Origin of the sequence: uncultured Kushneria sp. (assembly GCF_947497025.1) — a bacterium.
Lineage (GTDB): Bacteria > Pseudomonadota > Gammaproteobacteria > Pseudomonadales > Halomonadaceae > Kushneria.
This window is the reverse complement of sequence record NZ_CANMFC010000003.1, coordinates 192,623-205,222: the sequence shown is the minus strand read 5'-3', so window position 1 is coordinate 205,222 and position 12,600 is coordinate 192,623. Positions and strand designations below refer to the sequence as shown.

General features: G+C 56.4%; 10 protein-coding genes. 3 read left to right on the top strand and 7 right to left on the bottom strand.

Features of this window, described 5'->3' with window-relative positions; all coding sequences use genetic code 11:
- Positions 1-20 precede the first annotated feature (20 nt).
- The 3 genes from Q0931_RS06710 to Q0931_RS06700 all read right to left on the bottom strand — a co-directional run bounded on the left by Q0931_RS06710 (position 21) and on the right by Q0931_RS06700 (position 1,843).
- Positions 21-452 carry a TM2 domain-containing protein gene (locus Q0931_RS06710; protein ID WP_299258548.1) on the bottom strand — a complete coding sequence of 144 codons (432 nt, stop codon included), beginning with the start codon at positions 450-452 and terminating at the stop codon, positions 21-23.
- A gap of 87 nt (positions 453-539) precedes the next feature.
- Positions 540-1,007: a GNAT family N-acetyltransferase gene (locus Q0931_RS06705; protein ID WP_299258546.1), complete on the bottom strand. Its 468-nt coding sequence runs from the start codon at positions 1,005-1,007 to the stop codon at positions 540-542.
- Entirely contained in the window at positions 1,004-1,843 is an 840-nt protein-coding gene (locus tag Q0931_RS06700; protein ID WP_299258544.1) for a 2OG-Fe(II) oxygenase family protein, read from the bottom strand. Before Q0931_RS06700 ends, Q0931_RS06705 begins: the two co-directional genes overlap by 4 nt.
- 218 nt (positions 1,844-2,061) lie before the next feature.
- Here Q0931_RS06700 and Q0931_RS06695 point away from each other — a divergent pair, with 218 nt between their 5' ends.
- On the top strand, positions 2,062-2,268 hold the full coding sequence (locus Q0931_RS06695) for a cold-shock protein (protein ID WP_299259160.1): 207 nt from the start codon (positions 2,062-2,064) through the stop codon (positions 2,266-2,268).
- Between the two features lie 144 nt (positions 2,269-2,412).
- Here Q0931_RS06695 and Q0931_RS06690 read toward each other — a convergent pair whose 3' ends face one another.
- Together Q0931_RS06690 and yegS are read right to left on the bottom strand one after the other, a co-directional pair.
- Complete coding sequence (locus Q0931_RS06690) at positions 2,413-2,856, bottom strand: hypothetical protein (RefSeq protein WP_299258542.1); 444 nt, start codon at positions 2,854-2,856, stop codon at positions 2,413-2,415.
- Between the two features lie 277 nt (positions 2,857-3,133).
- Complete coding sequence (gene yegS, locus Q0931_RS06685; RefSeq protein ID WP_299258540.1) at positions 3,134-4,063, bottom strand: lipid kinase YegS; 930 nt, start codon at positions 4,061-4,063, stop codon at positions 3,134-3,136.
- Positions 4,064-4,792: 729 nt separating this feature from the next.
- Here yegS and Q0931_RS06680 point away from each other — a divergent pair.
- Together Q0931_RS06680 and Q0931_RS06675 are read left to right on the top strand one after the other, a co-directional pair.
- On the top strand, positions 4,793-6,601 hold the full coding sequence (locus Q0931_RS06680) for an assimilatory sulfite reductase (NADPH) flavoprotein subunit (RefSeq protein ID WP_299258538.1): 1,809 nt from the start codon (positions 4,793-4,795) through the stop codon (positions 6,599-6,601).
- A 2-nt stretch (positions 6,602-6,603) separates the two neighbouring features.
- Entirely contained in the window at positions 6,604-8,346 is a 1,743-nt protein-coding gene (locus tag Q0931_RS06675) for an NADPH-dependent assimilatory sulfite reductase hemoprotein subunit (RefSeq protein ID WP_299258535.1), read from the top strand.
- A gap of 169 nt (positions 8,347-8,515) precedes the next feature.
- On the opposite strand, the gene mdoH is transcribed toward Q0931_RS06675, so the two are convergent.
- Positions 8,516-11,011, bottom strand: coding sequence for a glucans biosynthesis glucosyltransferase MdoH (gene mdoH / locus Q0931_RS06670; protein ID WP_299258533.1), 2,496 nt, complete (start codon positions 11,009-11,011; stop codon positions 8,516-8,518).
- A complete protein-coding gene (locus Q0931_RS06665) occupies positions 11,004-12,584 on the bottom strand; it encodes a glucan biosynthesis protein G (RefSeq protein WP_299258531.1) in 1,581 nt (526 codons plus the stop codon). The genes mdoH and Q0931_RS06665 overlap by 8 nt, the downstream gene beginning before the upstream one ends.
- Between the last annotated feature and the right edge of the window lie 16 nt (positions 12,585-12,600).

Sequence of the window (12,600 nt, the reverse complement as noted above, 5' to 3'; positions counted from 1 at the left end):
AAGAATTCCTTGACTGGAGACTAGCGCTCGCGTTCGTGCCTGGTCGACAGCTGATCGTTAAGCGTCCAGAAATCATAGAGCACACCCAGCAGAAAGAGCCCGCCGGTCAGCATATAAATGACGCCCGTGATCCATTTGCCCATGTACATGCGATGAATACCCAGAACCCCAAGAAAGGTCAGCAGTATCCAGCTGATGGTGTAACTTCTGCTGCCGCGCTGAAAACGAAAATCGGCCTGACGGTCCATGAGCGGAATAAGAAAGAGATCGACAATCCAGCCAATCAGAAAAAGACCAAAGGTAAAGAACCAGATCGTTCCTGTAATGGGTTTGCCGTAATAAAAGCGGTGCGCACCGGTAAAACCGAAAAGCCATAGCAGGTATCCCATCAACATATTATGGGTGCCCTGCGTGGCAGGGGTGGCGTGCGTTGCGTATTCAGGTGCAGACATGGCATTGCCTTTTAAGAGGTTGGAACTGCACCCGATATGGTGGCAGGAGATGAAACAGTCAATGCCGGAAAGTGCGACAGCACAATGTCATGTGCGACGTTCCATGTTCAAAAGCCCTGATATATCGCTTGAATTTGGCATGGCTTGAAAGCCCATGCGTTCATAGAGTCGACGCGCCGGATTTTCGGCAAAGACCTTGAGACGCATCTTCCTGGCCCCCAGCGCTTCCTGTCGCGCAATCCAGTGGGTCAGCACCTCCGCACCAATGCCCTGACCTCGCCAGGGCGCTGTCAGGTGCAGTTCGCGAAGATGATGAATACCATCCTCCACATCCCAGGCGATCAACCCGGCCTTTTGCTCATCGCGCATGATGATGGCCGTCTCCAGCCGCACCCATTGTTCCCTGAAAAGCTGCCGGCTAAAGACCATGCGTCGCTTTTGCCAGTAGGGAGACATGGTCTCCTCTACCAGCTGCTGGGCAAAACGCAGATCATCCGTGTGATTGCCGGGTCGCCAGTCCATCGGCCACTGCGGCTGTGAAGTGACGGCACTCATGACACGCCCAGCTCCTTGAGCCTTTGCTTGAGATAACCATCGGCGCTGTAGCGCTCGGAAAGCACTACCTCGGGACGAGGATGCAGAAACAGCGGCAGGGAAAGCCGCGCGCGATGGCGCGATGCCCCTTCGGGATTGACCACCCGATGGGTGGTGGACGGGAAATACCCGTCGGAGGCTTCCTGCAGCATGTCACCCACGTTGATGATCAGCTGGCCCGGATCACAGGGCACCGGCAGCCACTGACCGTCACGCCCCTTGACCTCGAGACCGGCTTCATTGGAGGCCGGCAGCACGGTGATCAGATTGATGTCTTCATGGGCGCCCGCGCGCACGGCCCCTTCCCCTTCGTTGCCTTCAAAGGGCGGATAATAAAGCACGCGCAGCAAGGTCTGCTGGCTGTCGGCAATCATGCTGGACAGCGCTTCACTAAAGCGATTTGAGACCTCTTCAGGCAAGTTGGCTTCAATCCAGCCCAGAAGCGTTGTCGCCACGCCCTGCGCGATCCGGTAATACTCATCAATATCGGCCTGCAGGCTCTCGGGCACGCGGGTTCCCGGATAGATGTGAAAGTATTCCTTGAGATCCTTTTGCGTTTGCCCCTTGGCCGTTTCAGAGATGCTCGCCGGGAAAAAACCGGCATGCGTTTCGGGATCAAACCGCCATTGCTGCTTGCCCTGACCTTCAAAAAAGGCAGCCCACCCGGCATAGATTCGTTCAACAAGTGCCTGTGGCACGGGGTGGTTACGCACCACGCCAAAACCGGTCTCGCGCAGCGATTGCGTAAACTGTTGTGCTGCCTGTGCATTCTGATAATCGACGTTCTGGACGTTCATCAATCCTGTCTCCAATGCTGATCGCTCCAATGCATGATGGCATGCACCTGAAGATTGGCAAATTGAACTTGACCTTTCTCAGGATCCTGAATCATGCTTCAGAAGTGGCTTTACAGTCGGATTCCCTGATCGCTTTTGTGATCATTATCCTTTTGAAAGCCCAAAGCATAAACGGGCTGCGGCTCGGTATCACTGCAAATAGAGCAAGGACATCAAAGATGGCAACCGGTACTGTCAAATGGTTTAACGACACAAAGGGATACGGCTTTATTTCTCCCGATGACGGTGGCGATGATCTCTTCGCACACTTCTCCGAGGTCCAGGCTGAAGGCTTCAAGTCTCTTCAGGACGGTCAGAAGGTCTCCTTTGAAGTGACTCAGGGCAAGAAAGGCCTCCAGGCCGCTAACATCAAGGCCATTGACTGATCACTGAATCAGCATGTTCGCCTTGCAAAAAGCCCGCGCCATGGCGCGGGCTTTTTCATGTCCGATATCCAATATTTGGCAGAGGGATAAAATGGACCCTTGCCGGTCGAACCGGCAGACCGCATGACGGCCTGCCCGGCTGATTTACTGCGTGTTGCTTGAGGAATTGTTGATCTGCTCGGCTTCTTCGGCCTGACTCATGGTGCCCGATGAACCGGCATTGGTTGCCGTGTGACCGGTACCGCCCTCACGAGCACCGGTACTTTCATCCGTGCTATCCTGGGATTCATTCATGCCCTGCATGGTGCCCGAATCTTCAGTAGATTCTTCATCTTCCGGCATGGCGCTCGTACCACCACTTTCAGGATCCATGGTGCTATTGTCGATACCCTCATTTTCAGTATCGGCCTGCGCCTCAGCACCCTCGGAGGTGGCATTGGCACCCTCGCCATCCATGTACTGACTGCTTTGATTGGCTTCCTGAGCCTGTTCACCTGCCTCCTCGGCCGGATCATCCTGACCGCAGGCACTCAGACCAAGCGCCATGGTAAAGGCAAGGCTTGCTGCCGCGATTGTTTTCCCTTTCATGAATATCTCCCTGACTACTTTGGATTGACGGCTTCAGATAAAAATTACGTCGATAGAGAATAACGCCAGGACAACAGGGACTACTGCCCATGAAATCGCCTGGCCCGCATGTCCATGATCCAGAACCTGTAGTCCGATTCATGACTGCGCACCTCTCCATACCGACGCGCTACATTAAAGAGCCTACTATTTATAGTCATGCATCGACTGTCATACCGTCGTCATTTTGTAACGTTCAGGTTAATACCAGCAACTGTCAGGGTCGGCTGAAATCATGCTAGCGGCCGCGTCCATGCCGATCTGCTGGTTTGCCCTCATACATGAGCCGGCATTCATCAGGGAGAATGATCGACAGGGCCCCCGGGCAGACCTTGATTGTTGCCTGAGTGAACTCATGAAACTCGCCATCCAGATTGATAGGCAGCGGTGTTTCGCTCTGAAAGTCCATGGACGTTAGCTGATGGTAGCGCACCAGTTCTCCATCGGTGGGCAGCTCACGCAGTTCATGAATGGCATTGCCTATTCTGCTCAGAGAAAAGGATTCAACCGTCAGTACATCCAGCAGACCATCATTAAGCAGCGCGCGCGGCGTCAGCTCCTGCCCACCGCCCGCCTGACGGCCGTTGCCAATCGCCAGCACGATCAGATCACGCTCGTAATTGCCATCGCGAGTCTGCAAATGGCAGCGAAAGGGCTCAAAGCGCCAGGCCTGCATGATCCCTACCAGTGAATATGCTCCCCCACCCAACAGCTTTTTCAGGGCCGGCGGTGTATCACTGGTCACCTTGGCTCCGAAACCGCCGGAAGCCATGTTCAGGAAATAAAGGTCGTTGATACGGGCGACATCGATGGCACGCGGCGTACCGTGAACCGCCAGAGAGAGAGCATCGAGCGGCGGATTGGGAATGCCCGTTGCGGTGGCAAAGTCATTTGCCGTACCCATGGGAATAATGCCAAGCGCGGGACGTCTCGAGGACTCGATGCCCATCAGCGCATTGGTGGCCTCATGAAGCGTACCATCACCACCGGCTACAATGATGCGATCGAGGTTCTGATCCCCCGCCTCTTCAAGAAAGCGCGCAATATCGCCGCTTTCCCAAGTGACCCGAACCGAAAGATTCACGCCCTCATTTCGAATGCGATCCACTGCCTCGCGCAGCTCAGGATTCCCGACCCCCTTGCCATTCACAATCAGCCAGAAATTCAATCTCGCACTCCTGTTTTATCGAATTGAGAGACGCCAATGCCATGGCGGGATAAATGCTATCGTAGCAGGCCCCCGTCGAGGTGACGTATATCCGGTCATGACCATATCGTCATGGCCCGATGTCATACGCCATGGCATGTGCTGACAGCGCGCCACCTGCCAAAGCGGCCGTGAACGCTACCATGCCGTTTAGCGCACTTCATCCTTACGATCATGCGCCTGGAAATGCATCGCCGAAAAGGCCGGTACCGCATGGTTTTTAACGGCCTGTATTGATTTGTCGCTGTCGCGTCGAGGGCCGACAGCAACCAATAGTCAATGAAGTTTGATGCTCATTAATGCACATGGTTCGTACGTGCTGCTCGATGCAGGTATACTCCGTCGTTTTTATTGTCCGGACGAACAGTCGGCATTTTCGATCGCAACGGCCTGATGTCAAAGGCCGAAGGCATGCTACATTCACCACCGTTTTTGCCTGCCCCTGCCTGCGAAATGCCGGTTTCAAGCTCATGCCGGGCATCATCATGCAGTTCGGATACGTTGACAGGCGATTTCAGCACTGTCGGGCCGGTCATGACATGAAGTAATGGCGAAACGAAATACCCGGCAGTCCTGACCTGCCTTTAATTCCTTTAAATTATAAAAGCATTATAATTTATACCTTTTAATTCATTGGGGAGGTCGCTAGCATTCGCCTTCCTCCCACGGGGACAGATGAGGATATCCACGATGTCACAAGGCCCCCTGCTCGACACCAACAGTCCTCTGAATGGCGATCAGGCCCAGCGTCTCAATGACGTATTGAGCGGCATGGATCGCGACCAGATGACCTGGCTGAGTGGGTATCTCGCCGGACTCAACGCGTCCGGCGGCCAGCCGAGCGCTGCGTCACCTGCAGGTGCACCACAGACCGCCTCCGCACTACCCGAAATTACCGTATTGTATGGCAGCCAGACCGGCAACGCTGAAGGCGTGGCCGAACAGGCCCGTGATCGCGCCAAAGCTCATGGTTTCAATGTTCGCCTGCTCGATATGGCCGACGTCACCAAAAAGGATCTCAAGGATCCCACCAACCTGGTGGTCGTGGTCAGCACTCAGGGCGAAGGTGACCCGCCGGATACAGCCATCGGCTTTTATGAGCTGATCAATGGCCGCAAGGCGCCCAAACTCGACGGCCATCGCTTTGCCGTTCTGGGTCTGGGCGACTCAAGCTATGACCAGTTCTGTCAGATGGGCAAGGAATTCGATGCCCGCCTGGCCGAACTCGGTGCCGAGCGCATCAGCGACCGGGTCGACTGCGATGTTGATTATGAAGAGCCGGCAGAAGTCTGGATTGAAACCGTCCTTGGTCGCTACGCCGAGCTCTCGGGTGCCACCACGGCTGCAGCCGAACAGGGTCCATCTGCAGCGTCGGCCGGTGAAAGCCAGTGGTCAAAGAAAAACCCCTTTTATGCCGAGATTCTCGACACGGTAATACTCAATGACGAAGGTTCCAGCAAGGAAACCCGTCATATCGAGCTGTCCCTGGAGGATTCCGGCCTCGTCTATGAGCCCGGCGACGCACTGGGCGTCGTGCCGCAAAACGATCCAGCCTACGTGGATGAGCTTTTAGAGAAGCTCAGAATCAGTCATGACACCGAACTGGACACCGGTAGCAAGGTACGTGATGCGCTGCTGGCCGAGTTTGAAGTCACCACGCTGACGCGACCGTTTCTCGAGAAATGGGCTGAACTCAGCGATGACGCCGAACTGCGCCGTATTCTGAGCGACGAAGCACGTGATGAGTTCAAGGACTGGGTCTACGGCCGTCATATCATCGATGTGATTGAACAGTTCCCGGTCGACAATCTGGATGCGGCCACCTTCACTCAGGCACTGCGCAAGCTACCGCCGCGCCTTTACTCGATCGCCTCGAGCTACAATGCCGAGCCCGATGAAGTGCACCTGACCGTGGGTGTCGTTCGCTACGAAGCGCATGGACGAGCACGCAATGGGGTTACCACCGGTTATCTGTCCGACCATGTCCAGCCTGGCGACAAGATCCCGATCTATGTCGATCGCAACAAGAATTTCAAGCTGCCGCACGACAACAGCACACCGATCATCATGGTAGGTCCGGGCACAGGGGTAGCTCCTTTCCGCGCCTTTATGCAGGAGCGTGATGATGCCGGGGCCGAAGGCGACAACTGGCTTTTCTTTGGCGATCAGCATTTTCACACCGACTTTCTTTATCAGGCCGAATGGCTGAACTGGCGAGAGAAAGGTCTGCTGACTCGTCTGGACGTTGCCTTTTCGCGCGACCAGACTGAAAAGGTCTACGTGCAGGATCGCATGCGGGAAAAGGGGGCGGAACTCTACGCCTGGCTTGAGCGTGGCGCCCATTTTTATGTCTGTGGTGATGGCGAGCGTATGGCAGCCGACGTCCATCAGGCACTGCTGGACATTGCCAGAGAGCACGGTGGTCTTGATGAGGACGCCGCTGCCCAGTATGTCCGCGATCTTCAGCAGTCCAAACGCTACCAGCGAGACGTATACTGAACATGACCGATATTATTGCCAAACTCCGTGACGAGTCGCTTGATGACTATGCCGCCAACGAAAGCCTCAAGGTCAATAGTGACTTTCTGCGCGGGCGGTTAATGGAAGACATGGCGGATAACGCCACCGGCGCCGTCAGCCCTGATGATACCCAGCTGACCAAGTTCCACGGCTTCTATATGCAGGATGATCGCGACGTTCGCGATCAGCGCCGCAAGAAAAAGCTCGAACCGCTCTACTCCTTCATGGTCCGTCTGCGCATCGCCGGCGGTCGCATGAGCAGCCAGCAGTGGCTGACACTGGATGACGTGGCGCAGCGCTATGCCAATGGCACGCTGCGCATTACCACGCGTCAGACCTTTCAGTATCATGGCGTGTTCAAGAGCAATCTGCGCGCCCACCTGAAAACGGTCAATGACGCCATGATTGATACCATCGCCGCCTGTGGCGATGTCAATCGTAATGTCACCTCTACTGCCAACCCGCATCGCTCCGCGATTCATCGGCAGGTCTATGATCTGGCGGCCGCGATCAGCGATCATCTGCTGCCGCGCACCCGCGCCTATCACGAGATCTTTCTGGGCGAAGAACGTGTCGCCGGTGGCCCCGATGAAGTCACCGAGCCGCTCTATACCCAGCACTATCTGCCGCGCAAGTTCAAGATCGGCCTGGCCATACCGCCGGATAATGAGACCGACGTATTGACCAACGATCTGGCCTTTATCGCCATTGTTGAAAACGGTGAACTCAAGGGCTTCAACGTGGCGGTCGGCGGCGGCATGGGCTCGACCCATGGCGAGCCGGATACCTATCCGCGCCGTGGCTCCATCATCGGTTACTGCAACGTCGATCAGACCATTGATGTGGCTGAAAAGGTCATGCTGGTCCAGCGTGACAACGGTGACCGTAAAAACCGCAAGCATGCCCGTCTCAAGTACACCGTGGATACCATGGGCACGGAAGGCTTCAGAGCCGAGCTCGAAAAGTATCTCGGCTACGCACTGGAAGAAGCACGTGATTTCGAATTCACCACGACCGGCGACATTCTCGGCTGGTATCAGGGTGAAGATGGCCAGTGGCACTACGGGCTTTTCGTCGAAAACGGTCGTATCCGCGACTATGCTGATGACAACCCCATCCATGCCGGCATGCAGATCATGAGCGGGATGCGTGAAATCGCACAAATTCACGATGGCGATATCGTGCTGAGCTGTAACCAGAACCTGATCATTACCAACGTGAAGCCCGAGCTTCGTGAGCAGATCGATGCCATTATCGATCGCTACCGCATGCTCAAGGACGTCACGCCGCTGCGTCAGCATTCGATCGCCTGCGTGGCCTTCCCCACCTGCGGTCTGGCGATGGCAGAAAGCGAACGCTATCTGCCAACGTTGCTCGACAAGTTCGATGCCATCATGAAGGACGCAGGTCTTGAAAACGATCCGATCATCGTGCGCATGACCGGCTGTCCCAACGGTTGTGGCCGGCCCTTCATGGCCGAAATCGGCTTCGTGGGCAAGGCCATCGGCCGTTACAACCTCTATCTGGGAGGCGACTTCACCGGCACACGGCTCAACAAGATGTATCGTGAGAACATCGATGAGAAGACCATTCTCGAAGAGCTGACACCGATGATTCATCGCTACGCCAAAGAGCGTGAGGCCGGCGAACACTTCGGTGACTTTGTTGTTCGCGTCGGTATCATCAAGGCGACCGAAAACGGGCTGGATTTCCATACCGCCTGATCCATGCCTTTTTTTGTTCCCGGGGCCCGACCATGTGTCGAGCCCCTTTTTTATGGCTGCTTTTTATGGTTGCCCTGTTCACACAATCACTAACGCGCCACCATCATCAAGTGCCAACATAAAAAAGGCCCTGCCATTGGCAGGGCCTTTTATCCGACCGAACGACTCACTAGATAAAGCGCGGCGGTGGATCATCCGCGTAGACCTCATCAATCCAGGCCGGATACTGATGGCTTCGATCCCAGACCTGATAATGCAGCCTGGAGAGCATGACCGGATCATCCAGCACCAGCAGCTTTTCCTTGTTGGGCATCCTGTCAGGGCCGCCTACCAGCGCCTGGCGAACCATTGACTGACGCTGAGACTCAATCGCTTCAGACTTGTTGTGTCGCGCCACACCCATGGCACAGCCCAGCGCGTTATCGATGGGATCGACCACGGTCTGCACAAAGGTCGGTGCCGGCGGCTGATGACGCGCATTGCGCACAAACCGCCAGGTTGCCCGCAGCTCTCGCGGGGGATTGGACTCTTCAGGGATCAGGAACATGCGTCCCCTGAAGGCAGCGCGACCCAGTCCAACCTTGCTGGTGATCACCGATACCGGAATCGACAGCATCAGCGCCCCGACAATGGGCCACAGCCAGAGCAGAAACAGCGGGTCCAGCCAAAGCACAAACAGTGTCCAGATGATCCCGAACACGGTCTGACCACCATGACGCATGAAGGCATCCTTCCAGGTCGTCTCGCTGAAATCACGCTGGGGCGATTTCCACTTGACCTCGATACCCATCAGGGCCGCCAGAACAAAGCGGGTATGAAACAGCATGCGCACCGGTGCCAGCAGCATTGAAATCAGCGACTCGATGACCATCGAAAGCCCCAGACGCACGGCCCCACCGTAATAGCGCGGCCCCTTGGCCCAGATCACGATCACACTCAGGATCTTGGGTAAAAACAGCAGGGTCAGGGTGGTGGAAAAGAGCGCGACCGCCCTGCCCGGATGCCACTCGGGCCAGCGCGGAAACAGCTGCATGGGCTCGGTGAAATACTCGGGCGTGGTCAGGGTATGCACGGCCAGAAGCGCCGTGGACAGCATCAAAAACAAAAACCAGAGCGGTGCCGACAGATAGGACATGACACCGGTCAGAAAGACCGCGCGGTGTACCGGGTGCATGCCCCGCACCAGAAACAGGCGGAAGTTCATGATGTTGCCCTGGCACCAGCGACGATCCCGCTGAAGCTCATCAATCAGGTTGGGCGGCATCTCTTCATAGCTGCCCGGCATATCATAGGCAATCCAGACGCCCCAGCCGGCACGACGCATCAGCGCCGCTTCGACAAAATCATGAGACAGGATTTCACCTGAAAGCGCGCCCTTGCCCGGCAGCGGCGCCAGCGAGCAGTAATACATGAAGGGTTCAACGCGAATAATGGCGTTATGCCCCCAGTAGTGGGATTCCCCCAGCTGCCAGAAGTGCAGGCCTGCCGTGAAAAGCGGCCCATACACCCTCGTGGCAAACTGCTGCAGGCGTGCATAAAGATTGTTGCTGCCCGCGGCCAGTGGTGCCGACTGGATAATACCGGCGTCCGGATTGGCTTCCATCAGCTGTACCAGTCGGGTCAGGCAGCGACCACTCATGACGCTATCGGCATCCATGACCAGCATGTAGCGATACTTGGCGCCAAAGCGACGGCAGAAGTCATCGATGTTGCCGCTCTTTTTCTTGACCCGACGAGAACGACGACGATAGAAGATCCGACCGAACCCGCCGACTTCACGGCACAGCCTCAGCCAGGCATGATTCTCTGCCACGCAGGTGTCAGGATCATAGCTGTCACTGAGCACGTAGAAATCGAAGTGCTCGATATTGCCACTGCGTTGGACGGACTCGTAGGTTGCCTTGAGCCCGGCAAATACACGATTGACGTCCTCGTTACAGATCGGCATGACAATGGCGGTTCTGGCCGAAGGATCAATTGGCTCATCACCAGTACTGGTCGCCGAGATGCTGTATTTGTCCCGCCCCTTCAAGAGCTGGAAGAATCCCATCAGCGCCGTCCAGAAACCGGCCGACACCCAGCAGAACAATAGCGCAAAAAGCACAAGTTCCAGCACTTCAAGCAACTGCGCGCCCTGATACGGCAGTACGGTACTCATGTACCAGACCGCCACGGCGCTTTGCACCATGACCAGCAGCAGAAGCGTCCAGCGACGCATGGTCCCCACCATCTTCCAGCGCGGTGCCGTGGGGGCTTCAGGCGCCTGGGTCTTGCGCACACGCGGCTTCAGATTGCCGCGACGCAGGTGATATCCCTTCCTCAAGCGCTTGATCGGACTGGTTGTCCAGGGATGAGGAGCAATCGAGGTACGCTCGATAGGCGGCATGGTCTTGAGACAAATACGTCCTACCTTGTCTGTACCGAGCACCTCCGGTGGCGCCAGAGGCGCTGTCCCATAGGCGAGCTCCAGACGACGGAGCACAGAGGCACTGGCCGGGTCGTCCTGCAAAAGACGTTGCCCGCCGATTTCATCGTGAACCCTGAACAGGGGCGTATCCTGAGAAGCCAGTTCCAGCAGCTCTCGTCGATGACCCAGATCCCGGGTCCCGAGCGCCAGGCGCTCGAGATACGCCCGGGCCGGGCTTGAGTAGGCATCATCACTCATTGGCAGGCAGCACGTAGTTCCAGGTTTCCGTCAGGCGTGAGTCACCGTTTTCAAGAAAAGCCTTCATGTTGACCGGCTTTGAGGTGTCATTGGCCTTGACGCTCAGCTTCAGGCGATATCCGTCCATGGCGGGATTACGAGTCACTTCGCTACGCACGATCTGGCCGTTGTCACCGACATTGACGTCCGCCTGAATATTGGCATTGCTGCCCGGCGACTTGAGGTTCGGACCCACGAAATCGATCACGTAGAGCGTGCTGTCGTCGCTTTTACGCACCAGATTGTCCTGGATTGTTTCACCGCGGGCACGACGAGTCTGAGCCACCCAGCCCAGATCAGGCGTATGGTAACGCGATTCGTCAAGCGTCCAGTTGATGGTGTAGTTGAAATCCAGCGGCTGATTGGTGGGCAGTTCCTGCGTCGGTCGCCAGAAACTGACAATGTTATCGTTGGTTTCATCCGGGGTCGGAATCTGCACCAGCTCTACCTGGCCGTCACCCCAGCTGTTTTGCGGCTCGATCCAGGCACTGGGGCGCAGCTCGTAGCGATTTTCGAGATCCTGATAGTTGTCAAACTCGTGATCACGCTGCAAAAGCCCCATCCCGCGCGGGTTATTGGCCGGGAAGGTATCCACGGAGAGACGCTTCGGGTTGGCCAGCGGGCGCCACAGCCACTGGCCGTCACCGGTGGCCAGCTGCAGACCGTTGGAGTCATGAATCGCCGGACGATAATTGTTGTCGCCGGAAGGCTGCTCGGGGCCGAACAGATACATGCTGGTCAGCGGCGCGATGCCCAGCTTGGTGACCTGACGACGCAGGAACAGACGCGACTGCACGTCGACCACGCTGTCCTGTCCCGGACGCAGGATAAATCGATAGGCACCGGTCGCACTGGGCGAATCCAGCAGCGCGTAGATGGTCAGGTAGCGGTCATCGCCCTGCGGCTTGACGACCCAGAACTCCTTGAAGCGCGGGAACTCTTCCCCCGAGTTGAGCCCGGTATCCACGGCCAGTCCACGGCTTGAAAGCCCATAGCGCTGGTTCTTGCCGGCCACCCGGAAGTAGCTGGCCCCCAGAAACACCATCGACTCGTTTTTCTTGTCAGGGTTGTCGCCATAGTTGATCTTGAAACCGGCAAAACCAAGATCCTTGAACTTTGACTTGTCGACATCAAGATTGCCGTAGTTGAAATTGTCCGGAGAGAACTTCAGCTCCTGCACATCGTCGCCGTTGACTTCATTGATGGTCACGGGCGTGTTGTAGTGCATGCCTTCGTGAAAAAACCCCAGATCAAATCGCAGATTGTCGCTACGCCAGTGCGACTGGGCAGGCTTGTATTGAATCTGTTGATACTGCTGAAAGTTTAGCCCCGAAAGGGATCCGGGGAGATTGCCTTGAGGCGAAGTGTATCCATGCTGTGCAAGCTCCTGGGCCTCCTGACTGACATCATTGAAGTCAAATGCGAGCACGGCCTGAGCGGAGAACAGCGAGGCCACCCCGAACGCCAGCATGGCACTTTTTTTCAGAGTAGCGTAAGCCGCGAAACTACCGGAAGTTTTCAGATAAGACGTCACAGCAACATTCCTCATA

Bases quoted from the DNA above. Each gene is read 5' to 3' on its own strand.
- mdoH (WP_299258533.1), bottom strand. From the start codon at position 11,011: ATGAGTGATGATGCCTACTCAAGCCCGGCCCGGGCGTATCTCGAGCGC.
- Q0931_RS06695 (WP_299259160.1), top strand. From the start codon at position 2,062: ATGGCAACCGGTACTGTCAAATGGTTTAACGACACAAAGGGATACGGC.
- Q0931_RS06675 (WP_299258535.1), top strand. From the start codon at position 6,604: ATGACCGATATTATTGCCAAACTCCGTGACGAGTCGCTTGATGACTAT.
- Q0931_RS06690 (WP_299258542.1), bottom strand. From the start codon at position 2,856: ATGAAAGGGAAAACAATCGCGGCAGCAAGCCTTGCCTTTACCATGGCG.
- Q0931_RS06680 (WP_299258538.1), top strand. From the start codon at position 4,793: ATGTCACAAGGCCCCCTGCTCGACACCAACAGTCCTCTGAATGGCGAT.
- Q0931_RS06700 (WP_299258544.1), bottom strand. From the start codon at position 1,843: ATGAACGTCCAGAACGTCGATTATCAGAATGCACAGGCAGCACAACAG.
- Q0931_RS06705 (WP_299258546.1), bottom strand. From the start codon at position 1,007: ATGAGTGCCGTCACTTCACAGCCGCAGTGGCCGATGGACTGGCGACCC.
- Q0931_RS06710 (WP_299258548.1), bottom strand. From the start codon at position 452: ATGTCTGCACCTGAATACGCAACGCACGCCACCCCTGCCACGCAGGGC.